Annotated in this window: 11 protein-coding genes and 1 pseudogene; 6 read left to right on the top strand and 6 right to left on the bottom strand. The window is 73.0% G+C overall.

What is annotated here, in order from left to right; translation table 11 throughout:
* The coding region (locus HN013_RS16300; RefSeq protein WP_312018620.1) for a hypothetical protein at positions 1-989 on the top strand (989 nt) is incomplete at its 5' end.
* Positions 990-1,146: 157 nt separating this feature from the next.
* The gene (locus tag HN013_RS16295; protein ID WP_171166862.1) at positions 1,147-2,271 is read left to right on the top strand and encodes an ADP-ribosylglycohydrolase family protein; all 1,125 of its coding nucleotides are present in this window, start codon (positions 1,147-1,149) and stop codon (positions 2,269-2,271) included.
* A gap of 77 nt (positions 2,272-2,348) precedes the next feature.
* On the opposite strand, the gene HN013_RS16290 is transcribed toward HN013_RS16295, so the two are convergent.
* The 4 genes from HN013_RS16290 to HN013_RS16280 all read right to left on the bottom strand — a co-directional run bounded on the left by HN013_RS16290 (position 2,349) and on the right by HN013_RS16280 (position 5,081).
* Complete coding sequence (locus HN013_RS16290) at positions 2,349-2,543, bottom strand: DUF397 domain-containing protein (RefSeq protein WP_171166861.1); 195 nt, start codon at positions 2,541-2,543, stop codon at positions 2,349-2,351.
* Positions 2,544-2,730: 187 nt separating this feature from the next.
* Positions 2,731-3,606 (bottom strand): helix-turn-helix transcriptional regulator, encoded by an 876-nt coding sequence (locus HN013_RS16285; protein ID WP_171166860.1) that lies wholly within the window; start codon positions 3,604-3,606, stop codon positions 2,731-2,733.
* A gap of 567 nt (positions 3,607-4,173) precedes the next feature.
* Positions 4,174-4,305, bottom strand: coding sequence for a hypothetical protein (locus HN013_RS33675; protein ID WP_283247564.1), 132 nt, complete (start codon positions 4,303-4,305; stop codon positions 4,174-4,176).
* Entirely contained in the window at positions 4,302-5,081 is a 780-nt protein-coding gene (locus HN013_RS16280; RefSeq protein WP_171166859.1) for a GPP34 family phosphoprotein, read from the bottom strand. Before HN013_RS16280 ends, HN013_RS33675 begins: the two co-directional genes overlap by 4 nt.
* A 259-nt stretch (positions 5,082-5,340) precedes the next feature.
* Between HN013_RS16280 and HN013_RS33940 the strand changes: the two genes are divergently transcribed.
* The 4 genes and pseudogenes from HN013_RS33940 to HN013_RS33040 form a co-directional block, all read left to right on the top strand.
* Positions 5,341-7,842, top strand: coding sequence for a D-alanyl-D-alanine carboxypeptidase family protein (locus HN013_RS33940; RefSeq protein ID WP_171166858.1), 2,502 nt, complete (start codon positions 5,341-5,343; stop codon positions 7,840-7,842).
* 283 nt (positions 7,843-8,125) lie between these two features.
* Positions 8,126-9,967 carry an MFS transporter gene (locus HN013_RS16270; RefSeq protein ID WP_171166857.1) on the top strand — a complete coding sequence of 614 codons (1,842 nt, stop codon included), beginning with the start codon at positions 8,126-8,128 and terminating at the stop codon, positions 9,965-9,967.
* 264 nt (positions 9,968-10,231) lie between these two features.
* A complete protein-coding gene (locus HN013_RS16265; protein ID WP_171166856.1) occupies positions 10,232-10,771 on the top strand; it encodes a hypothetical protein in 540 nt (179 codons plus the stop codon).
* Positions 10,772-11,173: 402 nt separating this feature from the next.
* A pseudogene (locus HN013_RS33040) lies at positions 11,174-11,824 on the top strand (class F sortase); the annotation flags it as partial.
* Positions 11,825-12,967: 1,143 nt separating this feature from the next.
* On the opposite strand, the gene recQ reads toward HN013_RS33040, so the two are convergent.
* Together recQ and HN013_RS16250 are read right to left on the bottom strand one after the other, a co-directional pair.
* Positions 12,968-14,845, bottom strand: coding sequence for a DNA helicase RecQ (gene recQ / locus HN013_RS16255; protein ID WP_171166855.1), 1,878 nt, complete (start codon positions 14,843-14,845; stop codon positions 12,968-12,970).
* Between the two features lie 88 nt (positions 14,846-14,933).
* Positions 14,934-16,982 carry a restriction endonuclease gene (locus tag HN013_RS16250; protein ID WP_171166854.1) on the bottom strand — a complete coding sequence of 683 codons (2,049 nt, stop codon included), beginning with the start codon at positions 16,980-16,982 and terminating at the stop codon, positions 14,934-14,936.
* Between the last annotated feature and the right edge of the window lie 34 nt (positions 16,983-17,016).

The raw sequence follows: 17,016 nt of genomic DNA, 5'->3' as shown, positions 1-17,016 counted from the left end.
CGCCGCCCGGCCCCGTGCCCGGCGGCCCCGCCCCGCAGGGCCGCGGTCCCGTACCGCCGCCCGGCCCCGTGCCCGGGGGCGCCCCCGGGCCGTACCCCGGCGCCGGTCCGGGCATGGCCCCACCCATGCCCGTCCCCGTGCCGCCGCAGCCGCGCCGCAGGAACAAGACCGTGCTCGCCGTGGCCAGCGGTGTCGTCGCCCTGGCGGTCGTCGGCGCCGGCGTGGTGTACGCCGTGAACAAGAACGGCGGGGACGACAAGGACGAGAAGGGCGGCGCGCGGGCGGCGTCCGAGGCGCCCAAGGACCCGGCGGCCGGACAGCAGGGCAAGGAGTCCGCGCAGCCCGGCGCGCAGCCCGGCGACCAGGACAAGCCGGCGGACGGGGGCTACAAGGCGCCCGCGGGCTGGCAGACGCAGACCTACGAACGGCACGGCTTCAGCTACGACGTCCCCGGCAAGGGGGACAAGTGGAAGGTGCTGCCCGGTGACACGATGATCTCGTACACCGACAAGGGCAAGCCGGTCGTCGCCATGACCGGCACCGCCAACTTCCGCGAGGGCGGCTGCTCGTCCAACCCCAACCCCGACACCTTCGGCGAGGCCGGCAAGGGCCAGCTCGCCACCGTCGGCACCACCGGCGGCGGCAAGGACGGCGACTTGCAGACCAACGCCCGCAACTGGGCGGGCAACTGGGGCGTGATGGCCTATGGCGGCATCGGCGCGAACAAGCCGAAGATCGAGGTGAGCCAGGCCACCCCGTGGAGGAAGAACGGCGTCGAGGGCTACACCGCCACCGCCAAGGTCAAGGTCACGCACCGGCCGAGCGCCTGTGTGCCGCCCACCGCGATCGTGAAGAGCATCGCTCAGAAGATGCCCGACGGCACCTTCCACGGGTGGGTGATCTACGCGGACCAGGGTGTGCCCGACGCGCTCTCCGAGGAGCAGATCGACAAGATCATGAACTCCGTCCGGCCGGCCGCCGCCAGCTGACCGCCCGGGTGGTGTGAGCTGACCGTCCGGGTGGTGTGAGCCTGCCCATCCGGGTGGTGTGAGCCTGCCCACCGCACCAAGTCCCGGGCGGGGGCGGTCGATTACAGTGCTGAGCCGACCGTGAACCGAATGCAGTCGGAAGCCGGGAGGCCGGAACGTGACCACGACCGTCGGTGCGGGAACGCCCTTGTGGGGCCGCGCGGAACAGCAGGACTTCCGGGCCCGGGTACGGGGCTGCCTGCTGGGCGGTGCCATCGGTGACGCGCTCGGCGCGGGCATCGAGTTCGACTCGCTCGCGGCGATCCGCGCCGCCCACGGCCCGGACGGGGTCCGGGACTACGTCCCGGCGTACGGGCGCCGGGGTGCCGTCACCGACGACACCCAGATGACGCTCTTCACGGCGGAGGGGCTGATACGGGCGCAGGTGCGCCGGGACACCGGCGCCTGGCACCCGCCGACGGACGTCCACCGCGCCTACCTGCGGTGGGCGGCCACCCAGCGCGACTGGGGGCCGGACGAGCGGGAGCCCGACGCCGGGTGGCTCGTCCACGAGGAGTGGCTGTACGCCCGCCGGGCCCCCGGCCAGGCCTGCCTGAGCGGGCTCGCCGACGACCGGATGGGCACCCCGGAGGAGCCGAAGAACCCCGGCTCCAAGGGGTGCGGCACGGTGATGCGGTCGGCGCCCTTCGGACTGCTCGTCGGCTGGGAGCCGCCGCTCGTCTTCCAGCTCGCCGCGGAGTGCGCCGCCCAGACCCACGGGCACCCCACGGGCGTGCTCGCCGCCGCGGCCTTCGCCGTCATCGTGCACGGCGCGGCCCGCGGCGAGCCGCTGGACGCCGCGGTCCAGCGGGCCCTGGCCCTGCTGGCCGGGCGGCCGGGCCACGAGGAGACCACGCACGCGCTGCGGCAGGCCCTGGGCGCGGTGCGCCAGGGGCTGCCGACGCCCGAGCGCGTCGAATCGCTGGGCCAGGGGTGGGTGGCGGAGGAGGCCCTGGCCATGGGCGTCTACTGCGCGCTCGTCGCCGAGGACGTGCGTCACGGGCTGCTGCTCGCCGTCAACCACGGCGGGGACTCGGACTCCACCGGGTCCGTCTGCGGCAACCTGCTCGGTGCCGTGCACGGGGAGACCGCGCTGCCGGCGGGGTGGCTCGCCGAGCTGGAGGGCCGGGCCACGATCCTCGAACTCGCCGACGACTTCGCCATGGAGCTCACCCAGGGGGCCTCGCTGCACGGCCCTGCCGGGTCGTCGGCCGCCTGGCTGGCGCGCTATCCGAGAGCCTAGGACGCGCTGATCAGGAGGCGTAGGACGCGCCACCCGAGGGCCTGGGAGGGGTGTGGCCCCCGGGAAGCGGGCCTACGTCACGCGCCGACCGTGACGGTCGCGGTGAACGCGCTCCACGCCTCGGGGGTGAAACCCAGCACCGGGCTCTCGGGGTCCTTGGAGTCACGGACCGCGACGGAACGGGGAAGCGGCGAGGCGACCTCCACGCAGTCGCCGTGGGCGAGCGAGTAGGAGGACTTCCGCCAGGTGGACTTGCCCTGCTGAATAGCCATGGTGTTGCTCCGTTGCCTGTGAGTACTGCCTGTCGGTCAGAAACGCCGGTTTCCCGAAGTGGAAACGACGGTACGCGCCAACATCAGGTGCTGAGCTGGCCGTTCACCCGACCGGATGGCATATTCCAGGCACCTCTTCCCCAGGGGTGGCAGCAGGTGTACCGTTCCGCCTCTCGCGTAGCGGAGGTTACCGGCGGCCGCCGTCCGCGGACCGGTACTCGTCCGCGACGCGGAGCATGAACTGCCGTGAGTGCTCGGCGTTGAGCGCCTGCATCCGCAGGTGCTCGTACATCACGCTGTACGCCTGCACGTCGTTCGGCTTCTCCAGATACAGGTCGCTGGTGATCCCCTCCAGGTAGACCGTGCTCGCGTCCTGCGGGTCGTGGAACTCCAGGATGCAGAACTTCCCGTACATGCCGGGGTGCGCCCCCACGTCGTACGGCAGGACCTGCACGGTGATGTGCGGCTGGAGGCTGAACTCGACGAGGTGCTCCAGCTGTTCGCACATCACGGCCCTGCTGCCGACGACGCGGCGCAGCGCCGACTCGTCGATGACCGCCCACAGGCGCAGCGGGTTGTCCGGGTCGCTGATGCGTTCCTGGCGCCGCATCCGCACCTGGACCCGCCGCTCCACCTCCGCCGTCGTGGCCTCGGGCCAGGAGCCCTCGGTGACGGCACTGGCGTAACCGGGCGTCTGGAGCAGGCCGGGCACGAGCGACGCCTCGTAGATCCGCAGCGAGGCCGCGTCGGTCTCCAGGCCGATGTAGACGCTGTAGGGGATGTCGCCGAAGGCATGCCACCAGCCCTGCTGGCGCGACTCCTTGGCCATCTGCATCAGCGAATCGACGATGCGGTGGTCCTCGACCCCGTACACCCCGCACAGATCCCGGACGTCGCGCTGGCTGATGCTGCGGCGGCCGTTCTCCAGCCGGCTGATCTTCGACTGCGACACCAGCAGCCGCTCGGCGACCTCCTCCGCCGTCATCCCCTTGAGCTCACGGAGCTTGCGCAGCTCCTGCCCCAAGCGGCGCCGCCTTACGGTGGGATTGACACTGGACGCCACGGGACGCACCTCCGGCTCCGTCATGCTGCTGTCTCCTGCTCCCGCAGCCTGCCACCACCGGCCGGGGCGGCGCTGGAAAATGCCGACACAGGATCCGCTCGCGGTGACTGTGGTCACGACAGCGACATCCCCGAGGCGGGCGTACGGCGGTGTGCCCGCTGCGACCGGGCGCACGCCGGGCGGGCGCGAACACCGTAGGCCCTGCTTCCGCTTCCGCTTCTGCTTCCCGGTGCCGTACGCGGGCCCTATGCGGGCCGTGCGCGCCGCCGCGGCGCGACGGCGGGCTCCGCCCGTCCTCGTGGCCGCATGGGACAGCGCTCGGCCGGAGGGCGGCTCTGCCGTCCCCCGTCGCCGAGCGCCGTCGTGCTGCCGCGGTCACCGTTCCACCGTGACCATCACCTCACCGTGATCCTCAAACGCGCCACCGGAGTTGACCGCTCCACCGGAGTCGGTCGCTCCGGCGGAGCGGGGGTGGGGTGCCGGACGAAGGCCGGGCGCCGGAGACCGGACGGAGACCGGACGACGAAGAACGTCGCGGCGCCGTACCGGATGTCACCGGCGCGGGTGTCACCGGAGTACGCCGCGTCGCCCGTCCGGTGCTGCGTGCTCGTCATGCTGGACGTGCGCGTCGTGCTCGGCGTGCGCGTCGTGCTGGACGAGCTCGGCGTGCGTGTCCGGCACCCCGGGCGGCGGTGTCACGAGGCCACCGCGCGGGCCATCACCCCTCCGCGGTGCGCGACCTGTTGAGGAACGGTTTCAGCAGGTGCGACGGCACTGCGGACGGCAGCCGTCCTGCGCCCCGACCCGCCGTTCCCGCCGCCCGCCACGGCCGCGGCCCGCCGCGGCTGGGCCGCGACGCCGTTCTGCACGTCCATCACGGCGTGCGCCACCAGCCCGCCCATCGGGTCGTGCCGGATGAGGTCCCGGAGCCGGGACCGCGACGAGCGGCCCTCGTTCCCCGGGTAGAGGTGCTTGCCCAGACCGACCGCGTGGGCCAGGGCGGCGAGCGCCGCGGTCCGCGGGTCCGGCGGTACGCCGGTGCGGATCGCGCTGTCGAGCCGGGCCCTGATCTCCCGGCTGATGGCCGTGTCCGTCGCCTGGTACCGGGTGGTCGGCAGCACCCCGCACATCTGGCCGGCGACGGCGTGCACCATGCCGCACCGCTCCAGGTGGGTGAGGTACGTCTGACGCAGCCCCAGCCGGGGCCCGCCGATCCAGTGGACCGCGCGGACCGGACTGCCGCGGCGGCGCAGCAGTTCGAGCGCGGTGTCCAGGGTCGGATCTCCTGTCGGCCGTGGCATCACCACGGCGATACGATCCCCGTCTGGGGCTATCCGTCCGGCCAGAGCCAGCTCCACTAGCTGGGCTCCGGCGAGACCGAGGTCGAGCGACTGCGGCTGCGCCGTGGTCCCGGTGGCCGGGTCCAAGGCGAGCAGCAGAAGCTCCTCCGGAATTGTTCTGCGGCTCCTGCCCATCCATGCCTCCCCGCGTGGATGAGTGACAGGGTGACCCCTCTCACATTGGTCTGTCGAGAGTGCGTGGTGGCTTCGGGTGGGAACCGGTAGGTATGTCGTCTCGTCTTGCACATGGGTGAAGCCGGGGAAGCCGCCTGCCGGGTGGTCGCGCGGTGGCACGCCGACGGCAGAGGACACTGGTAGACGTTGAGAATGTCCGGACGGCGGAGCGCAGGGGCGCTCCGTCCCGGCGTACGGCGTGGGAATCGAGGAGGCATCGGTGGCGGGCGAGTCCCCCGACAAGTCTGAGCAGGGGAAGCCGTCGGGGGAGGCGGCCGGCGGTGAGCACGACCCGAGGCTCGGGGTCCTCCGGGAGTCCGGGTCGGCCGTGGCCGTGGCCGGGGAGACCGGTGGTTCCGACGAGACGGACGAGACGGGCAACAAGAGCGGCGCGAGCGGCAGAAGCGGCGAGAGCGTCGAGAACAGTCAGGACGGCGAGGGCGGCAAGGGGGGCGACGGCAAGGACGGCAAGGCCGCTAAGGCGTCCGAGGGCGCGGTGACGGCGTCCTCCGGCTCTACGCCCGCCCGTTCGTCCGACGCGTCCGACGTGTCCCATGCGTCCGACGACGCTCGCGAGGAGCGCGACGGGTCCCGTCCGGCGGCGGACGGCGAGGGCGCGACCGGTGGTCGTGCGACCGGAAGCGGCGCGAAGGCGGACGCGGAAGCCGGTACGGAAACCGATGCGGATGCAAAGCCCGCGAAGTCGGGCGCGGCGGAGGGCGCCCGGCCGGAAGGCCGGGTTCCGGCCGGTGACGCACGTCTGAAGGCCGCCGTCGCCGCGTGGGTGGCGAGCACGGAGGACGACGACGAGCCCGAGGGCTCCGGGGGCTCCGCGGCTGCCGGTGCGGACGGGGCGAAGTCCTCGGGCTCCTCGCCCGACCAGCCGACGCAGCTGATCAAGGCTCCGGCCGCCGCTCCCGCTCCCGGCGAGAAGAAGAACGCCGACGACAAGCCCGTGGACCGGCCGACCGCCGCCTTCGGCATCGTGCGTCCGGACCGTGCCGACGGTGCTGAGGGCAAGGCCCCTTCCGCGTCCCCGAAGCAGGCCTCGAAGCAGCCCGCGCGGAACGGTGACGCGAAGGCCGATGCCAAGGGCGCCGCTCCGAAGGCCGAGCCGTCCGGCTCCTCCTCCGCCGACCAGCCGACCGCGCTGATCAAGGCACCCGCCGTCCCGCCGGCCGCTCCCGGCGCCGGCGAGCGGGCGAGCCGGTTCGTCCCCCTGAAGTCGGACGACGCCGCGCCCGGCAAGGCCGCCTCCGCCCCCGGGAAGCCCGCGGCGCCGGCCGGACCCGCCGTGCCGGTCAAGGTCACGCCCCCCGCGCCCGCCGCCCGTCCGGCGGCCGGACCCGGCGGACCCGAGCGCACCATGCAGACGCCCATGCCCGCCGGCCCGGACGGCGAGAAGCAGGCGCCGCTCGATCTGCTGGCGCAGCTGACCAACACCCCGCCGCCGCCGGAGACGCCGGTGCGGAACGTCGTGCGCCGGGTGAAGATCTGGACGCCCATAGTGGTGCTCCTGCTGATCATCGGCTGTGTGGTGCAGGCGTTCCGTCCGCTGCCCGACGCGTCCCTGGTGCGCGGCAAGCAGGCCGCGTACACCTTCGGCGGCGAGAAGTTCGACATGAAGTGGCCCACCGAGGGCCAGTCCGCCGCGAAGGTGGTCGGCGTCGGTGACCTGGGCACCTACGGCCCGCAGAAGCCGGTGCCGACGGCGAGCATGGCCAAGGTCATGACGGCGTACATCGTCCTCCGTGACCACCCGCTGAAGATGAAGGGCAACGAGCCCGAGCAGGGCCCGATGCTCACCATCGACGCGAAGGCGGAGCGGGAGGGCCACGCCAAGGACGAGTCGGCGATCCCCGGCCTGAAGGCCGGGCAGAAGTTCTCGGAGTACGACATGCTCCAGATGCTGCTGATCCCGTCCGGCAACAACATCGCCCGGCAGCTCGGCCGCTGGGACGCCGGTTCGGAGGCCGCGTTCATCAAGAAGATGAACGACGCCGCCAAGCAGCTCGGCATGAAGAACACCACGTACACCGACCCCAGCGGCCTCAACAAGACCACCGTGAGCACGGCCGTCGACCAGGTGCTGCTGGCCGAGCAGGTGATCAAGAACCCGGTCATCCGCTCCATCACCACCAAGACCAACACCCCGATCAAGGGGCTCGACGGGGGCATCAACAGCAACATCGACGACTTGCTGATGAAGCACACCGGCGTGCTGGGCATCAAGACGGGTTCGTCCTCCCCGGCCGGCGGCACCCTGATGTGGGCGGCCCGCAAGCGGTTCGGCGGCGAGGAGGTCCTGGTCATCGGCGCGACCATGGACCAGCACTTCAAGGGCGGCCCGGACCTCAACGCCGAGATGAGCCTGAGGATGGTCAAGCGGGTCAGCTACGAGCAGATGACCGCCGTCCAGAACGCCCTCCAGCAGGCCACCGTCGTCAAGAAGGGCCAGGTCGTCGGCTACATCGACGACCAGCTGGGCGGGAAGACCCCGGTGGTCGCCACCAAGAACGTCAAGGGCTTCGGCTGGGGCGGCATGAAGGCCACGTTCTCCCTGCGCCCGAAGGGGAAGTCGCTGCCCCACTCGGCCAAGGCCGGCACGGTCGTCGGTGAGCTCCTCGTCGGCAGCGGCCCGGACGCCGTGAAGGTTCCGGTGGCGCTGCAGAAGACGCTGAGCGAGCCGTCCTTCGGCTCGAAGCTGACGCGCCTGGGCTGACGTCGGCGGGCACCGGGCCGGCGGGGCACTCAGGGCCTTCCCGCCCGTCCGGCCCGGCATCCGGCCCCTCCGGAACGCGTCCGGCTCCCGGCCCGTACCCCTCGTACGGGCCGGGAGCCGTTCCGCGGTCCGGGCCGCCCGGACGGCCCGTGCTAGCGTCACCTGGGTTTTTGCGCGCGGTCGCCGTCCCCGGAACCGGCTCCGCAGCCCCCGGGCGGGACGAGGCGGCCGGGGCATGCGTGAAGATGGGGGAATTACCTCGGGGAGGACGGGGAGAACCGCAGTGACCACCGTGGGCCCGGCACCGGCCGGCAAACCTGAAGATCAGGGCAGCACAGGCGCCGCACCGACAGGGGCGGGCGCCGCTCCGGCACGGCTGCGCGGCCTGCCGAGAGCCCGCGCGCTGCTCACCGGCACCGTGCCGATCACCGTGTTCGTGGCCGCGGTGCTGCACGTGGTGTGGCGGCTGGTGTTCGCCAACAGCGGTGGTGACCTGGCGGCCCAGGACGCCTGGGCCGAGTTCGCGCTCCAGCACCCCGACTCCGCGTACAACCTGGCCTGGTACGGCGGCATGCACCCCGTCTCGTACAGCGCCATCTCGCCGTACCTCATGGCCCAGCTCGGCGTGCGCCCCACGATGATGATCGCGGGCACCGTCGCGTCCGGGCTGATCGCGCTGCTGGTGGTGCGCAGCCGGGCCGTGAAGCGGCCGCTGTGGCCGTCGCTCTACGGCGCGTTCGCCCTGGCGGGCAACGCGATCTCCGGACGCGTGACCTTCGCCCTCGGCGCCATGTTCGGCCTGGCTGCCGTGGCCCTGATCTTCGCCTGGCCCGCCCGCTGGCGCGCCGAGCGCCGGTACCGCTGGACGCGGGCCGGGCTCGCGGCCCTGATGGCCGCCCTCGCGACGGCGTCCAGTCCGGTCGCCGGACTCTACATCGGCCTTGTGGCCGCCGCGCTCTGGCTGGGCAAACGGCGTCCCGCCGCCTACGCGCTGGGCCTCACCCCGGTCGTGGTGGTGGGCCTGTCCGCCTGGCTCTTCCCCTTCTCGGGACAGCAGCCGATGTCCATCGCCTCGGCGATCCTCCCGCTGCTGAGCGGCGTCTTCTGCCTGCTCTTCACCCCGCGGGAATGGCGGACCGTACGGATAGCGGCCGGCCTGTACGTCGTCGGCGTCCTGCTGGTCTGGCTCATCCCCTCCCAGATCGGCACCAACATTTCGCGGCTCGGCATGATCTTCGGCGGCGTGGTGCTGCTCGCCGCGCTGCAGAGGGTCAAGATGCCGCCGCGGCCGGAATGGCTGCGGAAGGGCCGGATGTGGACGGCGTCCGTCCTCGCGGTGGCCACGCTCACCGTCTGGCAGGGCGCCAACGCGGCCGCCGACATCGTGCACACCACCCCCGCCGCGTCCTGGGCGCGCTCGCTGGCCCCGCTCGTCGACCGGCTGCAGCGGGTGGACGCCGGGCGCGGCCGGGTCGAGGTCGTCCCGGCCCGCAGCCACCGCGAGGCCTCCGCCCTCGCCCCGTACGTCAACCTCGCACGCGGCTGGAACCGGCAGGCCGACCTGAAGCGCAACCCCCTCTTCTACCGGGAGGGCGCGCTCAGCCCGCACGCCTACCGCGCCTGGCTCGACCGCTGGGCCGTGCACTACGTGGTGCTGCCCAAGGGCGAACCCGACCACGCCGCCGTCAAGGAGGCCGAGCTCGTCGACAAGGGCCTGCCGTACCTGGAGCAGGTGTGGTCCGACTCCACCTGGCGGCTCTACGCCGTCAAGAACCCGACGCCGCTCGCCGCGCCCCCCGCGGAGGTGCTGCGCGCCGACGCCGACGAGCTGTCGATCACCGTGAAGGCCGCGGGGCCCGTGCTCATCCGGATCCCCTACACGCCCTGGCTGGGCCTGGTGGACGAGTCAGGCAAGCCCATCGCGCCCCCGAAGTCCGGGTCCGACGGCCGGCCGGCCGTCAACGAGAACGGCTGCCTCACCAAGCGCGTCGAACAGTCGTCGGACGAGGACGAGCCGGAGGACGACTGGACGGTGCTCCACGCGCCGCACCCCGGTACGTACCGCATCGGGGCCCCCTACAAGTTCCCGCGCGGGACGGGGTGTCCGGACGACATGGCGCCCTAGGGGACGCCCTGGGGGAGTAGGGGAGTGAGGGCGGGCGGGGGTTCCCGTCCGCCGGGGCCGGCGGGGTTTCCGTCGGCCGGGGATCCGGGATCCGGCCCCGGGAATCACCCATTCGTCGGCACGCGGTGCGGGACGTCGGAGATCACCCGTTCGTCGTCGCGCGGCGTGCGGCGGCGCTCCCGGGCCGCTTCGCTCGGAAGTGCGCGGAACCTCCCACCTGCTGCGGCACATCGGCGTGCCGCGTCCGCGCACGGAGGAACGAGCATGCGTACTGCACGAGTGCTGGCCGGAGCCGTCCTGACCATAGCCGTCGCCGGGCTGCCCATCGCCCCCGCCTTCGCCGGGGACTTCGACAAGCTGGAAATCGAGCCGGGCACCGCGTCGCCGGGTGCGACGGTCACGGTGAGCACCCTCGCCTGCGGCAAACACGGCGTCGGCACCGGCGACGCGAGCGCCGTCGGCGGCCCCTCCGCGTTCGAACTCAAGCCGGGCACCCACAAGGAGCTGGTGGTAGGCCAGTTCACGGTTCCGGAAGCGGCCAAGGCCGGGACATACGGGATCGGCGTGAAGTGCAAGAACGGCAAGGAGGCCACCGGTGACCTGGTCGTCTCCACCGGGTCGCCCGCGCCGACCAAGCCCGGCAAGCCGGCCGAGCCGCCGAAGGGCGGCATGAAGACCGGTGCCGGCGGCACCAGCGAGGGCTCGGGCACTCCCGAGATCATCGCCGGGGCGGCCGTCCTGGGCGCCGCCGCGATCGGCGGCACCTGGTTCCTGCGCAGACGCGCCGGCAACGACCGGACCTGACCGCCGTCCGGTCCCGGCCCCCGGCCTGTCGGTCGTGGGCCGGGGAGCGGGGGGTTGAGTGAGTGGAGGGGGTGGGGGAGTTGGGGGGCCAGGGAGCTGAGGGGGACCGCCGTGCACCGGTGGAGGACCTCGATGACCGGAACGCCCGGGAAGATACGCACGACGCTGGGGAAGATACGCAGGACGCCGGTGAAGGCGCCCGCGCTCTGCGTGAGTTCGTGGGCGGCGACCGTCGCGAGAGTGATCGTCGAGAGGGTGGCGGCGGGGCCGGCTGACGCTGTCGGGGGTGTGCGGACGGCTTCCGATTCCGGTTCCGTTTCCGCGTCCGGTTCTGCGTCCGTGCCTGTCTCCGCGTCCGTCTCCGCTTCCGTGGCGCCGCCGGACGCAGTGCCGTTCACGAGTGTGCGGACGGCCTCCCCGAGGCCGGCGCGCGCCGTGGCCGCCACCGCGCTCGTCGCGGCCGGTCTGTTCTCCGGCTGCTGGCTGATCGACAGCGGGACCAGGGCCCCCGCACCGCCGCCGCAGCCCTCGCGGGCCGAGGCGTTCCCCGCGGGCGGCCACCTCGCCCCGCACCACCACGACCCCCTGATCCGGCCGCTGCCGCCCGTGGTGCCCGTCCGGGTGCGGATACCCGAGATCAAGGTCGACGCCCCACTGCGCGGACTCCGCCTGCTGCCCGACGGCAGCCTCGCCAGCCCGCCGGAACGCGACAGGAACCTCGCCGGCTGGTACGAGGCCGGCACCCCGCCCGGCGCCATCGGCACCGCCGTCGTCGCCGGCCACGTCGACACCCCCACCGGCCCGGCCGTCTTCTACAACCTCGGCGCCCTGAAGAAGGGCAACACGGTGGAAGTGATCCGCGCGGACGGCCGGACCGCCGTCTTCACCATCGACGCGATCGAGGTGTACGACCGGAACGACTTCCCCTCCCGCAAGGTGTACGGCGCCTCCGGCCGCCCGGAACTGCGCGTCATCACCTGCGGCGGCGGCTTCTCGCAGGAGCGCCACGCCTACCTGGGCAACGTGGTGGTCTACGCCCACCTGGCGAAGGTGACCGGACACGGCGGACCGCCGAAGGCGAAGGAAAAAGTGAAGGGAAAGGCGGAGGGGAAGAGGAGGGAGGGGGCCCGGAGCGGTGGGGCGTCACCGCCCACCGCGCCGCCCTCCGCGTCCCCCGGGCCCGTCCCCGGCCGGGCCCCCGGCCCGTCGACCCGGCCGACCGCCCCTCCCACCCACCGCACGTCCTCGCCCCTGGCCCGGCCGCCCTACCTCGTCCCCCCGGCCGTCCCCGGGCTCGGCATCTCCTGGCGGCCGTGAGCCCCGGGGTCCGGGTGAGTCCGATGGCGTGACGGCGTCGTGTGGGGCGGCAGCGGTGGGCGGTTTACATGGCGGGTACTCCGCCGTCCGCCCGTCTCGTCGTAGCGCGCGTCTTGAACTGCGCCGGCGGCCAGGGGGGGGGAGGGGGCCCGGGCGGTTCTCGGGCGCGGGGCTGCTGGAGGCAAAGGGGGCGAGGGGGGTGAGGGGCGAGGGTGAGGAGGGGCGGCGGGATGCCCGCAGGGGTGCGCGTGCCGTGGCTCCGTGCCGTGAAGTGCCCGGATCTACCGGTTGGTGTGCCGGGAGCCCGGGAGGGGCTGGGGATCCGTAAGCCCTGGTGTCGGTGGTGCTTTCTGTGGGGGTTGAGGCTGTCCGTTGGTCAACTGTGGTGGATCGGGGTGGGCTTGGGGCGTCCGGGTTGTGCGCGTTGTGGCTCCTTGCTGTGGAGCGCCCGGGTCGACCGGTTGGTGTGTTCAGTGTGCCGCCTGGGCTGGGGACCTGTGCCCCTGGTGTCGGTGACGGGTCTTGTGGCGGTTGAGGTTGTGCATCGGTCAACTGTGGTGGACTGGTGCGGCCTTGGAGATGCGGGCCGTGTGTGTCGTGGCTCCGTGCCGTGGAGCGCCCGGATCCACCGGTTGGTGTGCTCGGCGTTCCGCCCCGGCTTGGAAGCCGTAACCCCTGGTGCCGATGNGTCGTGTGCGCCCTGGCTCCTGCCGTGGAGCGCCCGGATCCACCGGTTGGTGTGCTCGGCGTTCCGCCCCGGCTTGGAAGCCGTAACCCCTGGTGCCGATGGCAGGTCCCGTGGCGGTTGAGGTCGTCCGGCGGTCAACTGTGGTACATCGGGGCGGCCTTGGGAGGACCCGGGCCGCCCCCTCCCGCCCCCTACGCCGACGTCGTCCGCAGTGCTCCCAGGACCTCCAGGATCTGCTCCCCGTACTTCGCCAGCTTGTTCTCGCCCACGCCGCCCACCGTTCCGAGCTTGTCGAGCGAGTCCGGCAGGGCTGTGGCGATCTCCCGCAGTGTCGCGTCGTGGAAGATGACGTAGGCGGGGACGCCCTGTTCCTTGGCTGTCGCCGCGCGCCAGGCGCGCAGCTCCTCGAAGACCGGCACGGCGGACTCGGGCAGCTCCGCCGCCGCGGCGCGGCCTCCGGAGCGGCCGCCGCCGGAGGCGGACTTCGCGCGGGACGTCTTCTTCTCGGGCTCCCGCCGCAGCAGCACCTCGCGGCGGCGGCCCAGGACCTCGCCGCTCGCGTCGGTGAGGACGAGGGTGCCGTACTCGCCCTCCACCGCGAGCAGGCCCTCGGCCAGCAACTGGCGTACCACGCCGCGCCATTCGACGGCGCTGAGCTCGGTGCCGATGCCGAAGACGGTGAGCTGGTCGTGGTCGTGCTGGATGACCTTGGCGGTCCGCTTGCCGAGGAGGATGTCGATGATCTGGCCGGCGCCGAACTTCTGGCGGCGCTCCCGGGCCAGCCGGAGGACGGCCGACAGGAACTTCTGCGCGGCGATCGTGCCGTCCCAGGTGACGGGCGGCGTCAGGCAGGTGTCGCAGTTGCCGCAGGCGTCGCCGTGCTGGCCGAAGTAGGCGAGCAGGCGTGCCCGGCGGCACTCCACGGTCTCGCACAGGGCGAGCATCGCCTCCAGGTGGGCGGCCAGGCGGCGGCGGTGCGCGTCGTCGCCCTCCGAGCCGTCGATCATTTTGCGCTGCTGGACGACGTCCTGGAGCCCGTACGCCAGCCAGGCCGTGGACGGCAGGCCGTCGCGCCCGGCGCGGCCGGTCTCCTGGTAGTAGCCCTCGACGGACTTCGGCAGGTCGAGGTGGGCCACGAAGCGGACGTCGGGCTTGTCGATGCCCATGCCGAAGGCGATCGTGGCGACCATCACCACGCCGTCCTCGCGGAGGAACCGCGACTGGTTGGCGGCGCGGACGGACGCGTCGAGGCCGGCGTGGTACGGGAGAGCCTCGATGCCCTGCTGGGCCAGGAACGCGGCCGTGTCCTCCACGCTCTTGCGGGACAGGCAGTAGACGACGCCCGCGTCGCCCGCGTGCTCGGTGCGGATGAGGTCCAGGAGCTGGCGGCGGGGCTCGTTCTTCTGGACGATGCGGTACTGGATGTTGGGCCGGTCGAAGCTCGCGACGAAGTGACGGGCGTCACCCAGCTGGAGCCGCGCGGCGATCTCCCGGCGGGTGGCGTCGGTGGCGGTGGCGGTCAGCGCGATGCGCGGTACGTCCGGCCAGCGCTCGTGCAGGGCGGACAGGGCCAGGTAGTCGGGCCGGAAGTCGTGGCCCCACTGCGCCACGCAGTGCGCCTCGTCGATGGCGAAGACCGAGACCTTGCCCCGGTCCAGCAGGCCCATGGTGGATTCGAGGCGCAGCCGCTCGGGGGCGAGGTAGAGCAGGTCGAGTTCGCCCGCCAGGAACTCGGCCTCGACCATGCGGCGCTCGTCGAGGTCCTGCGTGGAGTTCAGGAAGCCCGCGCGGACGCCCAGGGCGCGCAGGGCGTCCACCTGGTCCTGCATCAGGGCGATCAGCGGGGACACGACCACCCCGACACCCGGTCTGACCAGGGCGGGGATCTGGTAGCACAGCGACTTGCCGCCGCCCGTGGGCATCAGGACGAGCGCGTCGCCACCCGCGACGACGTGCTCGATGATCTCTTCCTGCTCCCCGCGGAACGCGTCGTAACCGAAGACGCGGCGCAGGACGCCCAGCGCCTCGCTGGACGCTCCGGAATCGCTGGTCTCAGTGGGGTCGGCCATCCGGGCAGTCTACGAGGAACGGCTCCCCCGGGTGGGTGATCTTGGAGGGCTGTGGACGGACGGTTGGTTGTGGACAGCGCCGTTACCCTCAGGCCACCTCTATCCCATACTCCTGCACCAGCGCCTCCAGACCTCCCGGGTACCCCTTGCCTCCCACGACGAAGTCCCAGTTCCCGCCGGACCGCTTCCGGAACGAGCCCAGGACCAGCGCCGTCTCGCCCGGCCGGCCGTCGGAGACCTCCAGCTGCCCCAGCTCGGTCCCCGCCGCGTCCGAGAGCCGTATCCGGGCGTCCGTGAAGCGGGACAGATCCGCCTCCGGGTTGACCTCGGGGTCTATGGCCGCCGCCAGCACCAGCCGGTCGGCCCCGCGCGGCAGCGCGTCGAACGCCACCCGCAGCGCGGCCTTGTCCCCGGGCAGCGGGTCCACGGACCGCACGGTGCCGTCGGGGGTCCGCGGGTTGTTGTAGAAGACGAAGTGGTCGTCGCTGAGGACCCGGGAGCCGCTGCAGACCAGGGCGCACACGTCCAGGGCCACGCCGCCGGACCAGGACATGCCCAGCACATTGTGGTCGTCGGTGTCGGGCTCGGGCTCCGGGCACGCCGTGCGGGGGGCCGTGCCCGCCGGGCCCAGGCGGCCCCGCAGGCCGTGCTGGGCCAGCAGGCCGACCAGTTCCTCGCCCGTCACCAGGGTGAGCGGCTTGCCGTTGGCAAAGGCGTACGAGCCGGGGCCGAAGCCCGACGTCGTCACCAGCACGCCCTTGTTCGCGCCCGCCCCCTGGACCGTGCCGAACAGATCCCGGACGGCCGTCGGGGGCACCGTCTTCCGGTACCGCTTCACCTGGACGATGATCCGGCCGCCGCTGATCGGGTCCGGGTCCAGCGCCTCGACGTCCACCCCGCCGTCGTTCGACCGGGTCGTCATCACCGCCTGCATCCCGCGCGCCCGGAACAGCTCCGCGACCAGCGCCTCGAAGGCGACCGGGTCCATCCCGAACAGGTCCGGGTCGTCGTCCTCCCCGCCGCCGTGCGACACCACGCCCCGGCCCACCTCGCCGGGCGTCCGCTCCGGCCGGACGGCCGTGCGCTGGTCGGGACGGGCCGACAGCCGGCCGCCCAGCCCGTCCACCAGACAGTCCGGCGCGCTCACCTGCTCCAGGTGCAGCCGCCCGAACGCCGTCCGGTCCACCGTGACCGCCGCCAGCACCAGCCGGGCCCGCCGGCCCGTCGCCGGGTCGTGGTCGTCGACGAAGCCGTTGAGGACGACCGACTCCAGGGCGCCGAACTCGTCCGACGCGAACAGCTCCCGCACCGCCAGCAGCACGCACTGCGCCAGCACGTCCCGGTACAGCGCCCTGCGCTGGGTCACCGGGCGGGCCGTCTCCTTCTCCTGGTCGGCGGTCGGCATGTAGCGCACCGACTTCACCTCGGGCACCACGTCGAACCCCGGCAGCTCCCACTCCAGGACCAGCTGCCGCGCCCCCGGGTCGTACGCGGCCGACACCTGGTGCGGGAACTCCTCCGGCCAGGCCGACGACGCGTACAGCGCCGCCGAGAAGTACTCCACCACCGCCTCGGGATCCCCCTCGCGCAGCGCCGTCACCAGCTCCGCGACCCCGGCGTTGTGCTGCCTGATCTGCGCGAGCCGGGAGGCCGCCCACTGGTCGTACTGCTGGCGGTACGCGGCCAGTTGATGCTGCCGCTGCGCCTCGGCGGCCTGCGCCGCCCGCAGGTCGCGCTCGTACTGCGCGCGCCGTCCGAAGCCGTAGTGCGCCGGGTCCGGCATCAGCGTCGGCTGCCCCAGGTGGCCCGGCGCGAACGGCTCCAGCACCTCCGGCTCGGCCAGCCGCGCCGTGCCGAACGCCGGCGCCGCGCACCCCGTCCGCAGCAGCCCCTCCAGCTCCGCGACCCGCGCCTCCAGCTCCTCCGTCCGCCGCCGGGCCTCCGCCTCCCGCCCCTGCCGGTACGCGGCCCGCCGCTCCCGGTCCAGCCGCGCCGCCTCCCGCTCGGCCGCCCGCTGCTGCCGCTCCTGTTCCCGCTGTTGCTGGAGCACCGTGCGGTGCCGCAGTTCCTGCTGCCGGTGCTGCGCCCGCTGGGCCTCGGCCCAGATGCCTATCAGTCCGTTGGAGCGACGAGTCATGGCGGAATCAGCCCTCCCCCCGAGACCGATCCGT

The sequence above is a fragment of the Streptomyces sp. I05A-00742 genome (assembly GCF_013055795.1).
In the GTDB taxonomy this organism is placed as follows: domain Bacteria; phylum Actinomycetota; class Actinomycetes; order Streptomycetales; family Streptomycetaceae; genus Streptomyces.
The sequence above is the reverse complement of the archived record's forward strand: the minus strand, read 5'-3'. Positions and strand labels throughout refer to the sequence as shown.

Excerpts from the sequence above, each read along its gene's own strand:
- HN013_RS16290 (WP_171166861.1), bottom strand. The coding sequence starts at position 2,543 with ATGGCTATTCAGCAGGGCAAGTCCACCTGGCGGAAGTCCTCCTACTCG.
- HN013_RS16250 (WP_171166854.1), bottom strand. The coding sequence starts at position 16,982 with ATGACTCGTCGCTCCAACGGACTGATAGGCATCTGGGCCGAGGCCCAG.
- recQ (WP_171166855.1), bottom strand. The coding sequence starts at position 14,845 with ATGGCCGACCCCACTGAGACCAGCGATTCCGGAGCGTCCAGCGAGGCG.
- HN013_RS16265 (WP_171166856.1), top strand. The coding sequence starts at position 10,232 with ATGCGTACTGCACGAGTGCTGGCCGGAGCCGTCCTGACCATAGCCGTC.
- HN013_RS16280 (WP_171166859.1), bottom strand. The coding sequence starts at position 5,081 with ATGGGCAGGAGCCGCAGAACAATTCCGGAGGAGCTTCTGCTGCTCGCC.